The 20,988-nt window shown below is 71.7% G+C and carries 17 protein-coding genes; 16 read left to right on the forward strand and 1 reads right to left on the reverse strand.

Annotation, left to right across the window (positions count from 1 at the left end; genetic code table 11):
• Positions 1-16: 16 nt before the first annotated feature.
• The 15 genes from ABT004_RS04645 to ABT004_RS04715 are packed head-to-tail and all read left to right on the forward strand — an operon-like array spanning position 17 to position 18,539.
• Positions 17-2,188 carry a bi-domain-containing oxidoreductase gene (locus ABT004_RS04645; RefSeq protein ID WP_351331379.1) on the forward strand — a complete coding sequence of 724 codons (2,172 nt, stop codon included), beginning with the start codon at positions 17-19 and terminating at the stop codon, positions 2,186-2,188.
• Complete coding sequence (locus ABT004_RS04650; protein WP_351331380.1) at positions 2,185-4,122, forward strand: heparinase II/III family protein; 1,938 nt, start codon at positions 2,185-2,187, stop codon at positions 4,120-4,122. Before ABT004_RS04645 ends, ABT004_RS04650 begins: the two co-directional genes overlap by 4 nt.
• A 15-nt stretch (positions 4,123-4,137) precedes the next feature.
• A complete protein-coding gene (locus ABT004_RS04655; RefSeq protein WP_351331381.1) occupies positions 4,138-5,676 on the forward strand; it encodes a right-handed parallel beta-helix repeat-containing protein in 1,539 nt (512 codons plus the stop codon).
• A gap of 1 nt (position 5,677) precedes the next feature.
• Entirely contained in the window at positions 5,678-6,931 is a 1,254-nt protein-coding gene (locus ABT004_RS04660; protein WP_351331382.1) for an O-antigen ligase family protein, read from the forward strand.
• A gap of 2 nt (positions 6,932-6,933) precedes the next feature.
• Complete coding sequence (locus ABT004_RS04665; RefSeq protein WP_351331383.1) at positions 6,934-8,169, forward strand: glycosyltransferase; 1,236 nt, start codon at positions 6,934-6,936, stop codon at positions 8,167-8,169.
• Entirely contained in the window at positions 8,166-9,419 is a 1,254-nt protein-coding gene (locus tag ABT004_RS04670; RefSeq protein WP_351331384.1) for a class I SAM-dependent methyltransferase, read from the forward strand. Before ABT004_RS04665 ends, ABT004_RS04670 begins: the two co-directional genes overlap by 4 nt.
• Positions 9,416-10,210 (forward strand): sugar phosphate nucleotidyltransferase, encoded by a 795-nt coding sequence (locus ABT004_RS04675; RefSeq protein WP_351331385.1) that lies wholly within the window; start codon positions 9,416-9,418, stop codon positions 10,208-10,210. The genes ABT004_RS04670 and ABT004_RS04675 overlap by 4 nt, the downstream gene beginning before the upstream one ends.
• Complete coding sequence (locus ABT004_RS04680; protein WP_351331386.1) at positions 10,207-10,884, forward strand: PIG-L deacetylase family protein; 678 nt, start codon at positions 10,207-10,209, stop codon at positions 10,882-10,884. The genes ABT004_RS04675 and ABT004_RS04680 overlap by 4 nt, the downstream gene beginning before the upstream one ends.
• A 3-nt stretch (positions 10,885-10,887) precedes the next feature.
• A complete protein-coding gene (locus ABT004_RS04685) occupies positions 10,888-11,913 on the forward strand; it encodes an NAD-dependent epimerase/dehydratase family protein (protein ID WP_351331387.1) in 1,026 nt (341 codons plus the stop codon).
• A complete protein-coding gene (locus tag ABT004_RS04690; RefSeq protein WP_351331388.1) occupies positions 11,901-13,184 on the forward strand; it encodes a DUF4910 domain-containing protein in 1,284 nt (427 codons plus the stop codon). Before ABT004_RS04685 ends, ABT004_RS04690 begins: the two co-directional genes overlap by 13 nt.
• Positions 13,181-14,473 carry an MATE family efflux transporter gene (locus ABT004_RS04695; protein ID WP_351331389.1) on the forward strand — a complete coding sequence of 431 codons (1,293 nt, stop codon included), beginning with the start codon at positions 13,181-13,183 and terminating at the stop codon, positions 14,471-14,473. Before ABT004_RS04690 ends, ABT004_RS04695 begins: the two co-directional genes overlap by 4 nt.
• Positions 14,470-15,417 (forward strand): glycosyltransferase family 2 protein, encoded by a 948-nt coding sequence (locus ABT004_RS04700; protein WP_351331390.1) that lies wholly within the window; start codon positions 14,470-14,472, stop codon positions 15,415-15,417. Before ABT004_RS04695 ends, ABT004_RS04700 begins: the two co-directional genes overlap by 4 nt.
• Positions 15,414-16,622 carry a polysaccharide pyruvyl transferase family protein gene (locus ABT004_RS04705; RefSeq protein WP_351331391.1) on the forward strand — a complete coding sequence of 403 codons (1,209 nt, stop codon included), beginning with the start codon at positions 15,414-15,416 and terminating at the stop codon, positions 16,620-16,622. Before ABT004_RS04700 ends, ABT004_RS04705 begins: the two co-directional genes overlap by 4 nt.
• Positions 16,619-17,170, forward strand: a complete 552-nt coding sequence (locus ABT004_RS04710) for a dTDP-4-dehydrorhamnose 3,5-epimerase family protein (RefSeq protein ID WP_351331392.1) — start codon at positions 16,619-16,621, stop codon at positions 17,168-17,170. Before ABT004_RS04705 ends, ABT004_RS04710 begins: the two co-directional genes overlap by 4 nt.
• A gap of 31 nt (positions 17,171-17,201) precedes the next feature.
• Positions 17,202-18,539, forward strand: coding sequence for a glutamate-1-semialdehyde 2,1-aminomutase (locus ABT004_RS04715; RefSeq protein WP_351331393.1), 1,338 nt, complete (start codon positions 17,202-17,204; stop codon positions 18,537-18,539).
• Between the two features lie 15 nt (positions 18,540-18,554).
• Here the strand turns inward: ABT004_RS04715 and ABT004_RS04720 are convergent, their stop codons facing one another.
• Complete coding sequence (locus tag ABT004_RS04720) at positions 18,555-19,253, reverse strand: phosphatase PAP2 family protein (RefSeq protein WP_451187739.1); 699 nt, start codon at positions 19,251-19,253, stop codon at positions 18,555-18,557.
• A 282-nt stretch (positions 19,254-19,535) separates the two neighbouring features.
• Here ABT004_RS04720 and ABT004_RS04725 point away from each other — a divergent pair, with 282 nt between their 5' ends.
• A complete protein-coding gene (locus ABT004_RS04725) occupies positions 19,536-20,966 on the forward strand; it encodes a DEAD/DEAH box helicase (protein ID WP_351331394.1) in 1,431 nt (476 codons plus the stop codon).
• Positions 20,967-20,988 lie beyond the last annotated feature (22 nt).

Below are 20,988 nucleotides of genomic sequence, written 5' to 3' on the forward strand. Positions count from 1 at the left end.
ATTCAGAGGAGTTCGCGTGAAGCAAGTTGTTCAGAACTACAAGAGCGGCGAGTTGGCGGTGCTCGACGTGCCGGTGCCCGGGTGCAAGCCCGGCGGCGTGCTCGTGCGCACCGGCTACTCGCTGATCTCCACCGGGACCGAGCTGATGAAGGTGTCCGAGGCCGGCATGTCGATGCTGGGCAAGGCCCGCTCGCGCCCCGACCAGGTGGCGAAGGTCATGCAGAGCGTGGCCACCAACGGCGTGCCCGCCACCTACCGCAAGGTGATGGGCAAGCTCGACTCCTACACGCCGCTCGGCTACTCGCTGTGCGGCACCGTCGAGCAGGTCGGCGCGGGCGTCGACGACGTGAAGGTCGGCGACCTCGTGGCCTGCGCCGGCAACGAGCACGCGCTGCACGCCGAGCTCAACTGGGTGCCGAAGAACCTCTACGCGCGCGTGCCGGACGGCCTCGCGCCGCGGCACGCCGCCTTCGGCACCGTCGGCTCGATCGCCCTCCAGGGCGTCCGCCAGGGCGAGCCGCAGCTCGGCGAGTCGGCCCTCGTCATCGGCCTCGGCCTGATCGGCCAGCTGGTCGTGCAGCTCCTCGCCGCCGCGGGTGTCCGCGTCGTCGGCGTCGACCCCGACCCGTCGCGCTGCGAACTCGCCGAGGGGCGGGGCGCCGAGACCTGCGGGGACCCGGAGTCCGCCGCTGTGGTGGCGGCCGTGGCCGAACTGACCGACGGCCACGGCGTGGACCAGGTGTATCTGGCGGCCGGCGGCTCCAGCAACGGCCCCGTCGAGCTGGCCGCCAAGCTGTGCCGGGACCGCGGCCGCGTCGTCGACATCGGCAAGTGCCGCCTCGACCTGCCCTGGAACGCGTACTACGAGAAGGAACTCGACGTCCGGTTCTCCCGGTCGTACGGGCCGGGTCGCTACGACCCGTCGTACGAGCTGGAGGGGCGCGACTACCCGATCGGCTACGTGCGCTGGACCGAGCGCCGCAACCTGGCGTGCTTCCTCGAGCTACTCGCGCGCGGCAGGGTGGACGTGGAGCCGCTGATCACCCACGTCGCCGACTTCGACGACGCCGTCGAGACGTACCAGCGCCTGAAGGACGGCGAACTCAAGGCGATCACCGCGCTGTTTCGCTACCCGGAGCAGACGGTGGAGGTCGAGGCGCCCGAGGTGACGGTGCCCGCGGTGAGCGTCAAGCCGGGGTTCGCACGCGCCGCCAGGACGCCGGTGCGCCTCGCGTTCGTCGGCGCCGGCAATTACGCGACGTCGATGCTGCTGCCGCACCTGACGGGACGCGAGGGTGTCGAGCTGGCGACCGTCGTCACGACGACGGCGCTGTCCGCGGCCAACGCGCAGCGCAAGTTCGGCTTCGCCGATGCGACCACCGACCTCGACGCCGTGCTCGGCGACAAGTCCATCGACGCGGTGTTCGTGGTCACCCGGCACAGCTCGCACGCGGACCTGACCCGGCAGGCCCTGCTCGCGGGCAAGACCGTGTTCGTGGAGAAGCCCCTCGCGCTCGATGAGGACGAGCTGGCGAGTGTCCTCGCGGCGGTGGAGGAGTCCGGCAACGACCGCCTCCAGGTGGGCTTCAACCGCCGCTTCTCGCCGCTGCTGCGCGAGGCCAAGCAGCGCTTCGGCGCCCGCAACGGACCGGCGCACCTGCGCTACCTGGTCAACGCGGGCCGCCTCGACCACGGCAGCTGGTACCTCCGGCAGGGCACCGAGGGCTCCCGGTTCGTCGGCGAGGGCGGCCACTTCATCGACACGGCGAGCTGGCTGCTGGATGCCGACCCGGTCTCGGTGTACGTGACCGCCACGTCCGGCGATGAGGACCTCCAGGTCGTCCTGCGCTACCCGGACGGCTCCACCGCCACCATCGCCTACGTCACCACAGGGCCGGCCGCCTTCCCGAAGGAGACGCTCGACCTGGTCGCGGACGGCAGGGCGCTGCGGCTCGACGACTTCGTACGCGCGTCAGTGTTCGGGAGTAAGCGATGGGTCAGCTCGCGGCTGCCCAAGGCCCGGGACAAGGGCCAGAACGCCGAACTGGCCTCGTTCATCAAGGCCGTGCGGACCGGCGGCCCGATGCCCGTGCCGCTGGAGTCGCTCGTCGCCACCACCGCGGCCACCCTCGCCGTGCAGGCGGGCCTGGCCGGCGGCGTGCCCGTCACGTTGGCGGGGCCGCGATGACGATGAGTGCGGGCTGGTACCTGCGGCGGCTGTCCCGGATGGGGCCGCAGGAGGTCGCGGGCCGGGCGGTCGACACAGCACGCAGGCGGCGCTGGCGCTCGGCGCGGCCCACTCCGCCGCGCGTGACCGGCGCCCGGTTCACCTCGGTGCTGCCCGCAGGGGCGCTCGCCGCGGTGCCGCCGGACGCCGCGAAGCGGCTCGTCGCGGAGGCGGACCGGCTGATGTACGGGCACGCCGAGTTCTTCGGCGTGGTCCGCGACGACATGGTCGACCCGGACTGGTGGCACGACCCGAAGACCGGCCGCCGGGCCCCGTTCGGCTACGCCTTCGGCGTGCCGTACCGCGACGAGGACGTGGTCGGCGACATCAAGCAGATCTGGGAGCCGTCCCGGCACCAGTACCTGACGCAACTCGCCGCCGCCTACGCGGTCACCGGCGACGACCGGTACGCCGAGCGTGTGGCCGAGCACCTGCGCTCGTGGTGGGCGGCCAACCCGCCGCTGCGCGGCGTGCACTGGATCAGTGGCATCGAGCTGGGCATCCGGCTGCTCTCCTGGGTGTGGATCCGCCGGCTGCTCGACGGCTGGCCCGGCGTCTTCGACCTGTTCGAGGACAACCCGGTGGCGGTGCACCAGATCTGGCACCACCAGCGCTGGCTCGCCGCCTTTCCCAGCCGGGGCTCGTCGGCGAACAACCACGTCATCGCCGAGGCCGCCGGACAGTTCGCGGCGTCCTGCGCGTTCAACTGGTTCCCGTCGTCGGCGCGTTGGCGGTCGGGCGCGCTGAAGTCGCTGGAGCGGCACCTGCGGAGCAACACCTTCCACTCCGGCCTCAATCGCGAACTGGCCACCGAATACCACGGCCTCGTCCTGGAGTTGGGTCTGGCGGCGGTCGCCGAGGCCGACGCGGCCGGGGTGCCGCTGCCGCCGACCGTACGGATCGTGCTGCTGCGGATGACCGACGCGCTCGCGGCCGTCGTGGACAACCGGCTGCGGCCGCCCCGCCAGGGGGACGCGGACGACGGCCACGGTCTGATGGTGGACGGCGTGGGGACCGACCGCTGGGGCTCGCTGCTCGCCACCGGGGCCGCCGTGTTCGGTCGGCTCGACTGGTGGCCGCAAGTGCCCTCCACCGATGTACGGACACCGCTGCTCGCCGCGCTGATCAAGCCCCCCGCACCCGTCGTACGGCGCCCGGCGAGCCGGCCCGCGCACTTCGCGGACGCGGGGCTCACCATCCTGCGCGGGCAGGGGGCGGCGGGCGAGATCTGGTGCCGCTGCGACGGCGGACCGCACGGCTTCCTGTCCATCGCCGCGCACGCCCACGCGGACGCGCTGTCCGTGGAGGTCCGGCACGACGGGGTCGACGTGCTCGCCGACCCGGGGACGTACTGCTACCACGGCCAGCCCGACTGGCGGAGCTCCTTCCGGTCGACCATCGGCCACAACACCCTGGAGCTCGACGGCACGGACCAGTCCGAGTCCGGCGGCCCGTTCCTGTGGGTCCGGCATGCCCGCACCCAGGTCCTGGAGGCGGGCGCGGACCGTTGGCGCGCCGAACACGACGGCTATGGGCCCTCGATGCACCGCCGCCGCGTCGAACTGGACACGGTGGGCGAGGCGTTGACGGTCGTCGACGAGGTGACCGGGCCGCGCCGCGACCTGCGCCTCGCGTTCCACCTCGGACCGGAGGTCACCGCAGAGCTGTCGGGTGACCGGGCCCTGCTGACCTGGACGCGGGACGGCGAGGACCGCTCCGCCGAACTCGCGCTGCCCGAGAGGCTGTCCTGGCGGGCGCACCGCGGCGAGGTCGAGCCGCCACTCGGCTGGTACTCGGCCGGCTTCGGGCGCAAGGAACCCGCCACCACGCTGATCGGCAGCGGATCCGCCGACGGCGCGGGGGAGTTCACCACCGTGCTCAGGTTCCTGGGCTAGGAGGGGAGGGGAGACGTGGGAATCAAGTGGCGGCACCTGGCGTGGCCGGCGGCACCGCTGACGCTCGTCCTGCTGGCGGCGACGGGCTGTACGAGCTCGTCGGACGCCGGGGCGAAGGCGTCCGCCTCGCCGTCCAGGCAGGGAGCACGGACGGCCGTGGCCCGCGTCTGCGACAAACCGTCGGGCGGGCCGAAGAAGGCGCCGAAGGGCGCGGTCACGGTCGACCCCAAGAAGGTCAACGACCTGACCGAACAGACCAAGAGCCACCCGGCGGGCACCACGTTCTGGCTGCGTCCCGGCAAGCACCGGCTCGAGTCGGCGCGCTACGCCCAGGTCATCCCCAAGAAGGGGAACCGCTACATCGGCGCGCCCGGCGCGGTGCTCGACGGCCGCAAGGTCAACCAGTACGCCTTCGGCGGCCATGCCGACGGCGTCGTCATCAGCCATCTGACGGTGGAGCGCTTCGTCCCGCAGCAGAACGAGGGCGTCGTCAACCCCGGTTCGGCCGACGGCTGGGTGATCGAGCACTCGACGATCCAGCGCAACGCGGGCGCCGGAATGATGACCGGCTCCCACCAGAAGATCCGCTCCAACTGCCTGCGCGACAACGGGCAGTACGGAGTGAACGGCTACAAGGAGGGCGACACGGCCCGCGGCCTCGTGATCGAGGACAACGAGGTCGTCGGCAACAACACCGACGACTGGGAGAAGAAGCAGCCCGGCTGCGGCTGCACCGCGGGCATGAAGTTCTGGGCCGTCAAGAGCGCCGACATCCGCGGTAACTGGGTGCACGACAACCGCGGCGTCGGGGTGTGGGCCGACAACAACAACAACGACTTCCTCATCGAGAACAACCTGATCGAGGAGAACGACGGCGCCGCCGTGATGTACGAGACCAGCTACAACGCGGTCATCCGGAACAACACGATCCGGCGCAACAACTGGATCAGCGGCGGCAAACCGGCCGAGCGCGGCGACAGCTTCCCGTACGGGACCATCTACATCTCCGAGGCGGGCGGCGAACCACGGGTCAAGGCCCGCACCGACAAGCTCGAGATCTACCGGAACCTGATGGAGAACAACTGGAACGGCATCACCCTGTGGGAGAACGCCAACCGGTTCTGCAACAGCCCGGCCAACACCTCGACCGGTGAGTGCACGCTGCTGGTGAAGGACGTCAAGCGCTGCGTCCAGCCGGCGATCGCGAAGGCGCCGCTCTACGACGACTGCCGGTGGAAGACCCAGCGGGTCGACATCCACGACAACCGCTTCCTCCTCGACACCTCCGTCGTCAAGTGCACGGACAACAGGTGCGGTCGCATGGGCGTCCTGTCCCTCTACGGCACGTACCCGAAGTGGTCGCCCTACAAGGACACGCGGGTCGCGAAGGCGATCGCCCGAAAGCAGGACAACCGCTGGCACGACAACGTCTACCGCGGGCCGTGGACCTTCGTCGTCGAGGACATGAGCCGGGTCGTCGACCGCGGGGACTGGCAGGACGCGCCGTACAAGCAGGACGCCGGCAGCACCTTCGGCCGAAAGGCAGGTGGCTGAGATGGCGGAAGGGGAGAGGCTCGCCACACGGAACAGGCTCGCCACACCGAAGGCCGTCGGCATCGTCTGGCTGCTGCTCGGCATCAACACGATGGGCTCCGCGGGAGCGAAGACCATCATCCCGCTGCCGCGCTCCGTCATCCAGCTGGTCACCATGGGCTCGCTGGTCGCCGCCTTCGCACTGGCGCTCGCGCTCAACACGCGCCTGCGGATCCGGCCCAGCGCCTTCGTGTTCCTGCTGACGCTGCTGCTCGTGCCCAGCGTGATCTCCAGCCTGGGGATCGGCCCCGGCGGACTGTTCCGCTGCTGCCGACTCGCCCTGTTCATCGGCACCCTGTGGCTGCTGAGCTGCTGGTGGGACGGCAGCCTGACCTTCGTCCGCTACCACATCCGGATGTACTTCGGGATCCTGGTGACGGTGGTCGCGGGCCTGGCCGTCTCCCCGGGCGCCGCCATGCCCGAGCTGTACGGCGGACGGCTCGTCGGCGCGCTGTGGCCGCTCACGCCGCCGCAGATCGGCCAGTACACGGCGGTGATCATCGGACTCACCGTGCTGCTCCTCGTCGGCCGCCGGATCGACAGGGCGAGCGCGGCGATGGTCATCGTCCCGTGCCTCGTGCTGCTCGCGCTCACCCACACCCGGACGGCCACGGTCGGCCTGCTCGCGGGGCTCGCGGTCGCGATCTGCTCGCTGCTGCTGACCAGCGCCGCCGCCCGCCGCTTCTTCGGATGGTCGGTGGTGGTGGTGACGGTGGCCGGGGTGGGCTTCGCCGGCGCGGTCCAGGCGTGGTTCCTGCGCGGCCAGAACAAGGAGTACTTCACCAGCCTCACCGGCCGGGCCAAGGTCTGGGACGCGCTCCTCGCGGCGCCCAGGACCGGCGCCGAGCAGTTCTTCGGCACCGGCCTCGGCGACAAGTCGTTCGGCGGGCTGCCGATCGACAACAGCTGGCTGGCCGTCTACAACGAACAGGGCCTGATCGGTGTCACCCTCGTCGCGTCCGTCCTCCTCGTCCTCGGGGCCGTCGCCCTGCTGCGGCCACCGTCGCTGCAACGGGCCTGCGCGATCTTCCTGATCACGTACGTCGTCCTCTCGTCGTACACCGAGGCAGGCCTGGGCGACGCCTCGCCCTATCTGCTGCATCTGGCCCTGGCCGCCACGCTGTTGGCCGCGCCCACCGGGACCACAGCGCTTCCGACGCCCACGGAGCCCCGACGACGTATCCCGCGCTGGGCCCGGGAACGGGAGGTGAGCTGACCATGCACATTCTGGTGGTGCACAACTACTACTCCTCGGGTCAGCCGAGCGGCGAGAACCGGGTCGTCGACGAGGAGGTGGGGCTGCTGCGCGCGGCCGGCCACCGCGTCGAGGTGTTCGAGCGGCGCAGCGACGACATCGCCGACCGGTCGCTGCTCGGCAAGGTCGCGGTGCCGCTGCTCGTGCCGTGGAACCCGGCCGTCCGCAGGGAGTTGGCCGCCAAGCTCCGTGCGGACCGCCCCGACGTGGTGCACGTCCACAACGTGTTCCCGCTGCTGTCGCCCGCGGTCCTCGCCGCCTGCGCGGACGCCGGGGTGCCCGCCGTCGCCACGCTCCACAACTACTACCAGGTGTGTCCGCCCGGCACGTTGCAGCGGGACGGCCGGCTGTGCAGCGACTGTGTCGGCTCGAAGCTGCCGCTGCCCGCGGTCCGGCACGGCTGCTACCGGGGTTCGCGCCTCGCGACGGTGCCGCTTGCGATCAACCTGTCCGTCAACCGGCAGCGGTGGTGGTCGGGCGTCGACCGGTTCTTCTGCATCTCCGCGGCGCAGCGCGACGTCCTGGTGCGCTCCGGCATGCCGGCCGAGCTGCTGACCGTGAAGCACAACTTCGTACCGGACCCGGGAGTCGGCAGGGACGGGGACGGTGAGCAACTGCTCTACCTCGGCCGCCTCGCGGAGGCCAAGGGCGTGCGGGTGCTCATGGCCGCCTGGGACATGGTCGCCGCGCAGGGCGGGGTGGGAGTGCCGCTGGTGATGGCCGGCTCGGGACCGCTGGAGCGGGAGGTGTCCGCCTGGGCGCGGGGCCGGGACGACGTGCGCTACGTCGGCCTGCTCGACCCGGACGAGGTCCGCAAGGCCATCGCCCGGTCGGTCGCCGTGGTGGCGCCCTCGCTGGCCCCGGAGACGTTCGGCCTGGTGGTCGCGGAGGCGATGGCGGCCGGTGTCCCGGCCGTCGCCGCCGGTCACGGCGCCTTCGTCGAACTCGTCGCGGACGGGGAGACCGGGCTGCTGCACCGGCCGGGCGAGCGCACCTCGCTCGCGTCCTGCCTGCGCGGCATCACGGCCGAACCGGCCGCCAACCGGGAGATGGGCCGCGCGGCCCGGCGCCGCTACGAGCAGGGCTTCAGCCCGGCCGTCGGCCTCGCGCGCCTGCAAGAGGAGTACCGATCCGCGATCGCGGGCCGGTCGGAACAAGGCAACACATGGGGGACGGAATCAATGGGGGGCAGTAAATGACACAGTGCCGACTCTGCGGCTCGGCGACGCTCGCGAGCGTCGTCGATCTGGGCGCGACACCGCCGTGCGAAAGCTTTCTCGCCGCGGGCCAACTGGACGCGCCGGAGCCCGCGTTCCCGCTGCACCTGCGGGTCTGCACCGACTGCTGGCTGGCGCAGATCCCGCCGCTGATCACGCCGGAGGAGACGTTCAAGGAGTATGCGTACTTCTCCTCGTTCTCCACGTCCTGGGTGGAGCACGCGCGTACGTACGTCGCCGACGCGATGGAGCGCGCGGGCCTCGGCCCCGACGCCTTCGTGGTCGAGGTCGCGAGCAACGACGGCTACCTGCTCAAGCACGTGGTGGACCGGGGGATCCGCTGCCTGGGTATCGAGCCGTCGGTCAACGTCGGCGCGGTGGCGCGCGGCGGGGGCGTGCCCACGCTCACCGAGTTCCTGAGCCCGGAGACCGGAGCGGCCGTCCGCGCCGAGCACGGCCCGGCGAACCTGGTCGCGGCCAACAACGTGTACGCGCACATCCCGGACGTCGTCGGCTTCACGCAGGGCCTGCGCGCCCTGGTCGCGGACGACGGCTGGGTCTCCATCGAGGTGCAGCACCTGCTGACCCTGATCGAGGAGAACCAGTACGACACGATCTACCACGAGCACTTCCAGTACTACACGGTCGCCTCCGCGATCCCCGCGCTCGCCAGCGGCGGACTCGCCCTCGTGGACGTCGAGTTGCTGCCCACCCACGGCGGCTCGATCCGGCTGTGGGCGCGGCCCGCCGAGGTGGCGGGCGAGCCCTCGCAGCGCGTCGCCGACGTGCTGGCCCGGGAGAAGGCGGCCGGGCTCCAGGAGCTGTCCGGGTACACCGAGTTCTCCGCCCGGGTCGCCAAGGTCCGCCGCGACCTCCTGAAGTTCCTCGTCACCGCGGCCGAGGCGGGTAAGACGGTCGTCGGCTACGGCGCTCCGGGCAAGGGCAACACGCTGCTCAACCACTGCGGCATCCGCCCCGACCTGCTCGCCTACACGGTCGACCGCAACCCCTACAAGCACGGCCGGTTCACCCCGGGCACCCGCATCCCGATCCTGCCGCCCGAGCGGATCGCCGAGGACAAGCCGGACTACGTCCTGGTCCTCCCGTGGAACCTGCGGACCGAGCTGACCGAACAACTGTCGTACGTCGGTGAATGGGGTGGCCGACTCGTCTTCCCCATCCCGGAACTGAGCGTTGTCGAGGTGCTCGTCGTGAAAGAGAGTGCAGCATGAAGGTCGTTCTGTTCTGCGGCGGCTACGGGATGCGGATGCGCAGCGGCGCCACCGACGACGTGCCCAAGCCCATGGCGATGGTCGGTCCCAGGCCCCTGATCTGGCACGTCATGCGCTACTACGCGCACTACGGGCACAAGGAGTTCATCCTGTGCCTCGGCTACGGGGCGCACCACATCAAGAACTTCTTCCTCAACTACGAGGAGACGACGTCCAACGACTTCGTGCTGCGCAAGGGGCAGACGGAGCTGCTGTCGAACGACATCGCCGACTGGACGATCACGTTCGCGCAGACCGGCATCGAGTCACCGATCGGGGAGCGCCTTCGTCGGGTGCGCCACCACCTCGACGGCGACGAGATGTTCCTCGCCAACTACGCCGACGTGCTCACCGACGCCCCGCTGGACGAGATGGTCGACCGGTTCGCGCAGCGCGACGCGGGCGCGTCGATGATGGTGGTCCCGCCGCAGTCCTCGTTCCACTGCGTGGACCTCGGCGAGGACGGCATGGTCGGCGGCATCACCGCGGTCAGCGACATGCCGCTGTGGGAGAACGGCGGCTACTTCGTGCTCCGCCAGGAGGTCTTCGACCACATACCGGAGAACGGGGACCTGGTCGCCGACGGCTGCGCCCAACTCGCCAAGCGGGGACGCCTCGTGGCGCACCAGCACCGCGGCTTCTGGAAGCCCACCGACACCGTCAAGGAACGGGCCGCGCTCGACGCCGGCTACGCGCGCGGTGACCGCCCGTGGGCAGTCTGGGAGCGGGACGGCGCGGGGGTGAGCGTGTGATCCGGCTCGCAGCCGGCCGCCCGGACCGGATCGTCGCGGTGGGCGCCCACTGCGACGACATCGCCATCGGCGCGGGCGGCACCCTCCTCGCGCTCTGCCGGGCGCGCCCCGGACTGCGCGTCGACGCGCTGGTGCTCACCGGCAGCGGCACCGACCGCGAGCAGGAGGAGCGGGCCGCGCTCGCCGCCTTCTGCCCGGACGCCGACCTGCGCCTCACCGTGCACAAGCTCCCCGACGGCCGGCTGCCCGCGCACTGGGAGGAGGCCAAGTCCGCCGTCGAGGAACTGCGCCTGCAGTGCGACCCGGACCTCGTCCTCGCCCCGCGCGCGGACGACGCGCACCAGGACCACCGCGGCCTCGCCCAGCTGATCCCCACCGCCTTCCGCGACCACCTCGTACTCGGCTACGAGATCGTCAAGTGGGACGGCGACCTCGGCCGGATGTCGGCCTACCAGCCGCTGGCACCGGAGATCGCCGAGGAGAAGGTGCGGCTGCTCCAAGAGCACTACGCCTCGCAGCGGCACCGTCCCTGGTACGACCGCGAGGCCTTCCTCGGCCTCGCCCGGATCCGCGGCATCGAATGCCAGGAGCGCTACGCCGAAGCGTTCGCCGTCACCAAATTCACGCTCGACCTGGGCGCTCCCGCACCGGGCGCTCTCACTCTGGGGGATTGAACCTTGCGCGTACTACTGACCGGACACCAGGGCTACCTGGGCACCGTGATGGCCCCGGTCCTGCGGGCCGCCGGACACGACGTCGTCGGCCTCGACTCCGGCCTGTTCGCCGACTGCGTCCTCGGCCCGACACCCGACGACCCGCAAGGGCACCGCGTCGACCTGCGCGACGTCACCGCCGAGCACGTGGCAGGGGTGGACGCCGTGATCCACCTCGCCGCGCTCTCCAACGACCCGCTCGGCTCCCTCGCACCGGAACTCACCTACGACATCAACCACCACGCCTCCGTCAACCTTGCCCGCCTCGCCCGCGAGGCCGGGGTCAAGCGCTTCCTCTACGCCTCCACGTGCTCGGTGTACGGCGCGGCCGGCGGCGACGAACTCGTCGGCGAGGAAGCCCCGTTGCGCCCCGTCACGCCCTACGCCGAGTCCAAGGTGCGGGTGGAGGACGACCTGCACGCGCTCGCCGACGACGACTTCACGCCGGTGTACATGCGCAACGCCACCGCCTTCGGCTACTCGCCGCGGCTGCGCGCCGACATCGTCCTGAACAACCTCGTGGGCCACGCACTGCTCTCCGGTGAGGTCCTCGTCCTCTCCGACGGCACGCCGTGGCGACCGCTGGTGCACGCCGCCGACATCGCCCGCGCCTTCACGGCCGCGCTGACCGCGCCCCGCGAGGCGGTCCACGACCGGGCGTTCAACATCGGCAGCGAGACCAACAACGTCACGGTCGCCAAAATCGCCGAGCAGGTCGCCGAGGCGGTCACCGGCGCGAAGGTGCGGATCACCGGGGAGAACGGAGCCGACCCGCGCTCCTACCGGGTGGACTTCGCCCGCTTCCGCGCCGCGATCCCCGGCTTCGACTGCGAGTGGACGGTTCTGCGCGGAGCGCTCGAACTCGCCGATGCCTACCGGAAGTTCGGCCTCACCAAGGACGGCTTCGACAACCGCTTCACCCGCCTCGCCGTACTGCGCGCGGCGTCCGAGGCCGGCTCCGTCGACGACACCCTGCGGTGGCGCCCATGACCACGACAGGCCAGGAGATGTACGAGCTGGTGGAGCGGATGTACCCGCTCTGCCGAAGCATCACCGGCGATGGTGTGCGCGCCACCCTGGCCATCGTCGGCGAGTACATCCCCCTCGACGTGCACGAGGTGCCCACCGGAACCCAGGTCCTCGACTGGACGGTGCCGCAGGAGTGGAACATCCGCGACGCGTACGTCGCCGACGCGTCCGGAAAGCGGGTCGTCGACTTCGCCGAGTCCAGCCTGCACGTACTCGGCTACAGCGTCCCGGTGTCGGCGACGCTGCCGCTGTCCGAGCTGCGCGCGCACCTGCACACGCTGCCGGACCAGCCGAACCTGGTGCCGTACCGCACCAGTTACTACAAGCCGGACTGGGGGTTCTGCCTCGCCCAGGAGACCCTGGACGCGCTGCCCGACGGTGACTACGAGGTGTGCGTCGACTCCACCCTGGAGGACGGCCACCTCACCTACGCCGAGCACGTCGTACCGGGCCAGGTCCCCGACGAGGTGATCGTCTCTTGTCACGTGTGCCACCCGTCGCTCGCCAACGACAACCTGGCCGGCATCGCGGTGGCGACGTACCTCGCCCGCGCGCTGGCGGAACACCAGCCGTACTACACCTACCGGTTCATCTTCGCGCCCGGCACCATCGGCGCGATCACCTGGCTCGCCCGCAACAAGGAGCGGGTGGGCCAGGTCAAGCACGGGCTCGTGCTGGCCTGTGCGGGGGACCGGGGCTCACTGACGTACAAGCGGAGCAGGCGCGGCGACGCCGAGATCGACCGTGTGATGGCGCACACGCTGTCGGCATCACAACGCCGGCACGAAACAAAGGAGTTCACGCCCTACGGATACGACGAGCGGCAGTACTGCTCGCCCGGATTCGACCTCGGCGTGGGCTCGCTGACCCGCACCCCGTACGCCGGATACCCCGAGTACCACACCTCCGCGGACAACCTGGACTTCGTCTCCCCGGAGGCGATGGCGGACACCCTCGCCGTATGCCGCGAGGCGTTCGCCGTCCTGGACCGCAACCGGCGCTATCTCAACCAAAGCCCTTACGGGGAGCCCCAGTTGGGGCGGCGTGGGCTGTACGACGCGCTCGGCGGGCGCAGTGACACCAAGCAGGCCCAGATGGCGATGCTGTGGGTGCTCAACCTCTCCGACGGCGAGCACACTCTGCTCGACATCGCCGAGCGGTCCGGGCTGCCGTTCGCCACGGTCGCCGACGCGGCCGACGCCCTGGGCGCCGCGGGGCTGGTCAAGGCATGACGTCGACGACCACCGGAGAGGAGAAGCAGGCGAAGACTTCCACCAGGCGCGCCCTCGCCGGCCGGCTGTCCTGGGGCCTCGCCGACCAGGCGGCCTCCAGCGTGTCCAACTTCGCGGTGGGCGTCTACGTGGCGCGCTCGCTGGGCGTGACCGCGTTCGGCGTGTTCAGCCTGGCCTGGGTGACGTACGGCGTGGTGCTCAACGTCTCCCGCGGCCTGGGCACCGACCCGCTCATGGTGCGCTTCAGCGCGGTGCCGGAGGCGGCCTGGCGCGGGGCGGTGGCCCGGGCCTCGGGCACCGCGCTCGGCGTCGGGATCGCCCTCGGAGCGGCGGCCCTGGTGTTCGGCCTCGCCCTCGGCGGCCGGCTGGGCGCCGCCTTCGCCTGCCTCGGCGTCGTCCTGCCAGGACTGCTCTTTCAGGACTCCTGGCGGTTCGCGTTCTTCGCCGCGGGCACCGGGCGTAAGGCGTTCGTCAACGACATCGTGTGGTGCGTCGCGCTGGTGCCCGCCCTGGTGGTGGCGGCCCGCGTGGGCGGCGTGCCCGCCTTCGTGCTCGCCTGGGGCGGATCCGCCGCGGTCGCCGCCGCGTACGGCTGCTTCCAGTCCGGCATCCGGCCCCGGCTCACCGAAGCGCGCGCGTGGCTGCGCGAGCACCGCGACCTCGGCACCCGCTACCTCGTCGAGAACGTCAGCAACAGCGGCGGCAGTCAACTGCGGGCCTACGGGCTCGGCGTGATCGTCGGCGTCGGCGCGGTCGGCGTGGTCCGCGGCGCCGAACTACTGCTCGGCCCGTTCATGGCCGTCCTGATGGGGCTCTCGCTGGTCACCGTCGCCGAGGCGGCCCGCGTGCTGCGCCGGGCGCCGCACAAGCTCGGCAGGTTCTGCCTGCTGCTCGGCGGCGGGCAGGCCGTCGCTGCGCTGCTGTGGGGCGGCGCGCTGCTCCTGGTCCCGGACCGGGCGGGCGAGTTGCTGCTCGGCGACGTGTGGAACGCCGCCTCGCAGCTCATCGTGCCGGTCACCCTCGGCGTCGCGGGCGCGGGGCTCGGCACCGGCGCCGCCGCCGGACTGCGCGCGCTCGGCGCGGCCCGGCTCAGCCTGCGCTCCCAACTGTTCGCCTCCGCCTGCTACGTCGGCGGCGGGCTCGGCGGCGCGGCCGCGGGCGGCACGGTCGGCTCCGCCTGGGGTGTCGCCGCCGCGACCGTCACCGGCTCCGCCGTGTGGTGGCTGCACCTGCGGCACGCCTTGCGCGAGCACCACCACAACCCCACACCCGAAGCGAGGAGCACATGACCGCCCACCCCCGACTGAGTATCGGCCTGCCCGTCTACAACGGCGAGGAGTACCTGGCCGAGTCCCTCGACGCGCTGCTCGGCCAGACCTACGAGGACTTCGAGCTGGTCATCACCGACAACGCCTCGACCGACGGGACCGAGGCGATCTGCCGCCGGTACACGGAGCAGGACGCGCGCATCCGCTACATCCGGCTGCCCCGCAACATCGGCGCCGCGCCGAACCACAACTACGTGTTCACCCAGTGCCACGGCGAACTCTTCAAATGGGCATCGCACGACGACCTGTACGCCCGCGACCTGCTGCGCCGCTGCGTCCTGGCGCTCGACGAGCACCCCGACGTCATCCTCGCGCACGCCGATCAGGCCGTCATCGACGAGGACGGCAAGGTCAAGGTCCCCTACGCGTACACGCTCAACACCGACTCGCCGCGCGCGCCCGAACGCTTCCGCAGCATGCTGTTCGAGCCCGGCGGCGACGACTTCTACGGCGTCATCCGGGCCGATGTACTGCGCAAGGTGAAGCCGCACGACAGCTACCACCACGCCGACCGCACCTTCGTCGCCGAGATCGGCCTGCACGGCCCCTTCTACCAGGTCCCCGAGCTGCTGTACTTCCGCCGCGACCACCCCACCCGCGCCGAACGGGCCAACCCCGCCAAGCGCTCCCGCAGCGTCAACCTCGACCCGCGCAGGGCCGGACCACTGCACCCCACCCCCCGGCTGCTCGCCGAGTACGTCCTGGGCTTCGTCTCCGCGATCCGGCGGGCGCCGCTCTCCTCGGCCGAACGGGCGGAGTGCTACCGGCACTTGGCGGCCTGGGCGACCAGCCGCGCCAGGCCGGGCGCGGGGGAGCGGGTCGAGGACCGGGCGCCGGTCGACCCCTCCCAGCTCGACGTCTCCGTCGACGACCTCGTCGCGGGCCGGACGGGGAAGCAGCCATGACCCCCGTACGCGTCGGGGTGTTCGGCCTGCTCGGCTCCGGCAACCTCGGCAACGACGGCTCACTGGAGGCCGTCCTCGGCTACCTCCGCGCCGAGCATCCGGACGCGCCCGTGGACGCGCTGTGCGGCGGACCCGACGTCGTCACCGCCCGGTACGGGATCCCCGCGACGCGGCTGCACTGGAACCGCGGCGAGTACCGGACCGCGTCGCGCGCGGGCGCGGCGGCCACCAAGGGCCTCGGCAAACTCGTCGACATCGTCCGCACCGCCGCCTGGGTGCGCCGGCACGACGTGGTGATCGTGCCGGGCATGGGCGTCCTGGAGGCCACGCTGCCGCTGCGGCCGTGGGGCTTCCCATACTCGCTGTTCCTGCTCTGCGCGAGCGGCCGACTGTTCGGCACGAAGGTCGCGCTGGTCAGCGTCGGCGCCGCCGAGATCAAGGTCCGGCCGACCCGGGCCCTGGTCCGCTGGTCGGCGCGGCTCGCCGCCTACCGCTCGTACCGCGACGCCGGGTCCCGCGACGCGATGCGGGCGATGGGCGTGAACACCGCGCGCGACGCGGTCTACCCGGACCTCGCGTTCGCCCTGCCGACACCCGCGGCGACGGCGGCCGAGGGCACGGTCTGCGTCGGCGGCATGGACTTCCACGGCGGCAACGACGACCGTGCGCGGGCCGAGGAGATCCACCGGCGCTACCTCGACGGGACGACCCGGATCGTCCGGGCACTCGTCGAGGACGGCAGGCGGGTCAGGCTGCTCATCGGGGACGACTGCGACGCGTCGGTGGTCGAAGCGATCCTCGCCGCGGTCGAATCGCCGCTGGTCACCGCCGCCGAGACGGCCTCCCTCGCCGACCTGATGAAGGAGACGGCGGCCGCCGACACCGTCATCGCGACCCGCTACCACAACCTGATCTGCGCCCTGAAGTCCGGCACACCCACCCTCGCCCTCACCTACGCGGCGAAGAGCGACGCGCTCATGGAGCGGATGGGCCTCGGGGCCTACTGCCACCCGGCGCGCGAGGTCGACGCCGACCGACTCCTCGAACAATTCCGGGAGTTGGAGAAGCACGCCGCGGAACTGCGAAAGACGCTCGCGGAACGCAATGAGGCCGCAGCACAACAACTCACCCACCAGTTCAACGCGTTGACCGCCACCCTGTTCCCGGCCACCGGCCCGGAACGTGCACCTCGGGGGAATCGATGAAACTGACCGAAGTCCCGGAGATCGCCGGGGCGTTCCTGCTCGAACCCACGCCGCACGCCGACGAACGCGGCTTCTTCTGCCGCACCTTCGACGCCGACGTACTCCGCTCGGTCGGCCTCGACCCGCATGCCTTCATCCAGGACAGCGTGTCCCGTTCGGTCCGCGGCGTACTGCGCGGCATGCACCTGCGCGCCGGCGACGGCGAGGCCAAGTTGGTGCGCTGCTCGTACGGGAAGATCTTCGACGTCGTCGTGGACCTGCGGCCGGACTCGTCGACGTACCGCAACCGCGCCACGTTCGAGCTGTCCGGCGACACACAGGTGACGCTCTACATCCCGGCGGGGTGTGCGCACGGATTCCAGGCGCTGACCGAGACCGCCGACACCTCGTACCGCATCGACCGCCCGCACGACCCGACCGAGGACGTGACGATCGCCTTCGACGACCCGGAGCTCGCCATTCCGTGGCCGCTGCCGGTCACCTCGATGTCCAAGCGGGACCGGGAGGCGCCGAGCCTCGCCGACGTCCTCAAGCGGAAGGGGAGTTGAGGCCGGCGTGCCCACCGAGAACAACGCAACCATGTCCAACACGCCTGACAGCGAAGAGTTCCAACTGCCCCGGTCGCGCTCGGCGAACGAGCGGCTGCACGCCATGATCCCCGGCGGCGCGCACACTTATGCCAAGGGTGACGACCAGTACCCCGAGCACCTCGCCCCGGTCATCAGCCACGGACGCGGCGCCCATGTGTGGGACATCGACGGCAACCGCTACATCGAATACGGTTCCGGCCTCCGCTCGGTCAGCCTCGGCCACGCCCACCCGCGCGTGAACGAGGCGGTGCGGCGCGAGATCGACCGCGGCAGCAACTTCGTGCGGCCGTCCATCGTGGAGGTCCAGGCCGCCGAGCGCTTCCTGGCGACCGTGCCGACCGCCGACATGGTGAAGTTCGCGAAGAACGGCTCCGACGTCACCACCGCCGCGGTGCGCCTGGCGCGCGCCGTCACGGGGCGCGGGCGGGTCGCCATCTGCGCCGACCACCCGTTCTTCTCCACCGACGACTGGTTCATCGGCACCACACCCATGCCGGCGGGCATCCCGGCGTCGACGACCGACCTCACCGTGTCCTTCCCGTACGGGGACCTCGCCGCCACGGAGGCACTCCTCACCCGGTACGCGGACGACGTCGCCTGCCTGATCCTCGAACCCGCCGCCCACCGCGAACCTCCGCCCGGCTACCTCGAAGGGCTGCGCGACCTCGCGGACCGGCACGGCTGCGTACTGATCTTCGACGAGATGATCACCGGTCTGCGCTGGTCGGAGGCGGGCGCCCAGGGCCTGTACGGCGTCGTGCCCGACCTCTCCACGTTCGGCAAGGCACTGGGCAACGGGTTCGCCGTCTCGGCGCTGGCCGGGCGCCGGGAGCTGATGGAGTACGGCGGGCTGCGCCACTCCGGAGAGCGGGTCTTCCTGCTCTCCACGACACACGGCGCGGAGACCCACTGCTTGGCGGCGGCGATGGCTGTCCAGAGCACCTACGTGGAGGAGGGCATCTCCGCGCGCCTGCACACCCTGGGCGAGCGGCTGGCCGCAGGGGTGCGCGAGGCGGCGTCGAGCATGGGCGTCGGCGAACATGTCCTCGTCCGCGGCCGGGCCAGCAACCTGGTCTTCGCCACGCTCGACGAGAACGGGCAGCCTTCGCAGGAGTACCGGACCCTGTTCCTGCGCCGACTGCTGATGGGCGGCGTCCTCGCCCCGTCGTTCGTGGTGAGCAGCGCACTCGGCGACGGCGACATCGACCGCACCGTCGACGTGGTGGCCGAGGCGTGCGCGGTCTACCGGAAGGCGGTCGACGCCGGTGACCCGACACCGTGGCTGGCCGGTCGGCCGGTGAAGCCGGTGTTCCGCCGCCTGGTGTGACCGATTGGTGTGATGTCAGCGGCGAGCTGGTCGGCCGGCGTCCGCCACGCGGTCGACCAGCCACGCGGTCGCGGGCACCACCGCGAGCGCGGTGCACCAGCCGCCGACCGCGTCCGTCGGATAGTGCGCGCTCAGCGCGACCTCCGCCCACCCCATGACGGCGCCGGCGGCCAGCCCCGCACCGAACACGAGCGCCGCACCGGCCGCTCTGCCGAGCCCGAGCCGCCCGACCGCGACCAGCGCCACCACCAGGGCGAGCGCGGTGAGGAAGGCCGTGTGCCCGCTCGGATAGGACAGGTTCCCCGGACCGTGGATGGTGCGCCCCACCACGGACTTGATGACCGTCCCCGTCCCCACGGTCAGCGCGACGGCTGCCACCATCAGCACGGCCGCGCGCGGACGGCGCAGTAGCAGACACCACACCACGGCGGCGGCGACCAGCACCGCCGCGCCGACGGGTTCCCCCAGGAAGTCGACGGCCAGGGCGACGCCCCGCCACGGCGGCTGGACACTGTCGTCCGTCGGCAGCACGAACCACCGGTCCACCCGGCCGGACGCGCTGTGCCCCGCGTACATGACCCCGATGGTGACGACCACGAGCGCGGAGAGCGCCGCGACCAGCCCGAGCCAGGCGCGCAGCGCGCCGGGCAGCACCTCAGGAGGCTCGGGAGTGGTCCCGCCACGATGGCCACGCCCCGGCCCCGCTTCAGTCAGGTGATCCACCGCGATCCCCCCGTCGTGTCCCACCCACCTTTCGGCGACCCTATCCGCAAGGTGCACACTGCACCTCTTCAACTCGGCAAGTAGGTACCGGAGTTGAACCGGGGGAGTGTAGATGCGTCAGCGGGTGAGGTGAAGCCCGCCATGCGTTCCGTGCTAGCGTTGAGCGTTTGCAGCGCAGCTGTGCCGGTGTCCCGATGGGCGCCGCCGCTCGGCCGCCGCGACCCCGCCGCGCCTTCCTCGGTACGGTCCCACCCTTCGCCAGGAAGGCTCTCTGTGAGCGAATCAGCACGTGCCGACGGTGCCCGGCAGCAGGACGACGCGCCGGGTACCGCCCCCGTGACGTCCTTCGCGGACCTCGATCTGCCGGCCGCGGTGCTGCGCACGCTCGCCGAGCACGGTGTGACGAAGCCCTTCCCCATCCAGGCCGCGGCACTGCCGAACGCGCTCGCGGGGCGGGACGTCCTCGGCCGGGGCCGCACCGGCTCCGGCAAGACCCTCGCCTTCGGCCTGGCACTGCTCTCCCGGATCGCCGGGCGGCGCGCACAGCCCAAGGAGCCCCTCGCCCTCGTGCTGGTGCCCACCCGGGAGCTGGCGCAGCAGGTCAGCGAGGCGCTCACGCCGTACGCCGAGGCGCTGCGGCTGCGGCTCGCGACCGTGGTGGGCGGCGTGTCCATCGGTCGGCAGTCCGCCGCGCTGCGGGACGGCGCCGAGGTCGTCGTCGCCACGCCCGGCCGGCTGCACGACCTGATCGAACGCAAGGGCTGCCGCCTCGGCCGGGTCGCCATCACGGTCTTGGACGAGGCCGACCAGATGTGCGACATGGGCTTTCTGCCGCAGGTCACCGAAATCCTTGACCTTGTGCGACCCGACGGGCAGCGGATGCTGTTCTCCGCCACCCTCGACGGCGACGTCGACCAGCTGGTGCGGCGCTACCTGCGCGACCCGGCCGAGCACTCCGTGGACCCCGCCTCCAGCGCGGTCACCACGATCGAGCACCACCTCCTCGTCGTGCACGGCCCGGACCGGTGGTCCGTCGCCACCGAGATCGCCGCCCGCGACGGCCGCGTCCTGCTGTTCCTCGACACCAAGCACGGCGTCGACCAGCTCACCAAGCATCTGCGGGCCAGCGGAGTGGCCGCCGCCGCCCTGCACAGCGGCAAGGCCCAGCCGCAGCGCACCCGGACCCTGGCCCAGTTCAAGAAGGGCGAGATCACCGCGCTGGTGGCGACGAACGTCGCCGCACGCGGCCTGGACATCGACGACCTCGACCTCGTGGTCAACGTCGACCCGGCGACCGAGCCCAAGGACTACCTCCATCGCGCCGGACGCACCGCCCGCGCCGGCCGCTCCGGCACCGTCGTTTCGCTGGTCCTGTCGGGCCAGCGCCGCGAGACGAGCCAGGTCATGGCGGACGCCGACGTCCGCGCGAAGGTCACCAAGGTGCGGTCCGGCGAGGCGGAGCTGAGCCGCATCACCGGCGCCAAGGCCCCCTCCGGCAGGCCCCTCGACGGCGGCCCCGCCCAGCGCCCCAAGAACCAGAACGCCCCGTTCCGCGGCCTGGGCAGCACCAAGGACCCGAAGAGCGGCTCCACCACCGCCTCCGGCTCGGGCTCCGGCTCGGGCGGCCGGGGCTCCCGCAAGACCAACGAGGCCCGCAAGCTCGCGGAGGCCCGGAAGGCGGCGCGGGTCAGGCGCGGCGGCTGAGACCCGGCGACGCGCGTAGGCG

Origin of the sequence: Streptomyces sp. NPDC002790, from assembly GCF_040295505.1 — a bacterium.
GTDB lineage: Bacteria > Actinomycetota > Actinomycetes > Streptomycetales > Streptomycetaceae > Streptomyces.

What these genes read in the sequence shown, in the direction of transcription:
- ABT004_RS04650 (WP_351331380.1), top strand. Translation starts at nt 2,185, where the DNA reads ATGACGATGAGTGCGGGCTGGTACCTGCGGCGGCTGTCCCGGATGGGG.
- ABT004_RS04660 (WP_351331382.1), top strand. Translation starts at nt 5,678, where the DNA reads ATGGCGGAAGGGGAGAGGCTCGCCACACGGAACAGGCTCGCCACACCG.
- ABT004_RS04665 (WP_351331383.1), top strand. Translation starts at nt 6,934, where the DNA reads ATGCACATTCTGGTGGTGCACAACTACTACTCCTCGGGTCAGCCGAGC.
- ABT004_RS04670 (WP_351331384.1), top strand. Translation starts at nt 8,166, where the DNA reads ATGACACAGTGCCGACTCTGCGGCTCGGCGACGCTCGCGAGCGTCGTC.
- ABT004_RS04675 (WP_351331385.1), top strand. Translation starts at nt 9,416, where the DNA reads ATGAAGGTCGTTCTGTTCTGCGGCGGCTACGGGATGCGGATGCGCAGC.
- ABT004_RS04695 (WP_351331389.1), top strand. Translation starts at nt 13,181, where the DNA reads ATGACGTCGACGACCACCGGAGAGGAGAAGCAGGCGAAGACTTCCACC.
- ABT004_RS04700 (WP_351331390.1), top strand. Translation starts at nt 14,470, where the DNA reads ATGACCGCCCACCCCCGACTGAGTATCGGCCTGCCCGTCTACAACGGC.
- ABT004_RS04705 (WP_351331391.1), top strand. Translation starts at nt 15,414, where the DNA reads ATGACCCCCGTACGCGTCGGGGTGTTCGGCCTGCTCGGCTCCGGCAAC.
- ABT004_RS04710 (WP_351331392.1), top strand. Translation starts at nt 16,619, where the DNA reads ATGAAACTGACCGAAGTCCCGGAGATCGCCGGGGCGTTCCTGCTCGAA.
- ABT004_RS04715 (WP_351331393.1), top strand. Translation starts at nt 17,202, where the DNA reads ATGTCCAACACGCCTGACAGCGAAGAGTTCCAACTGCCCCGGTCGCGC.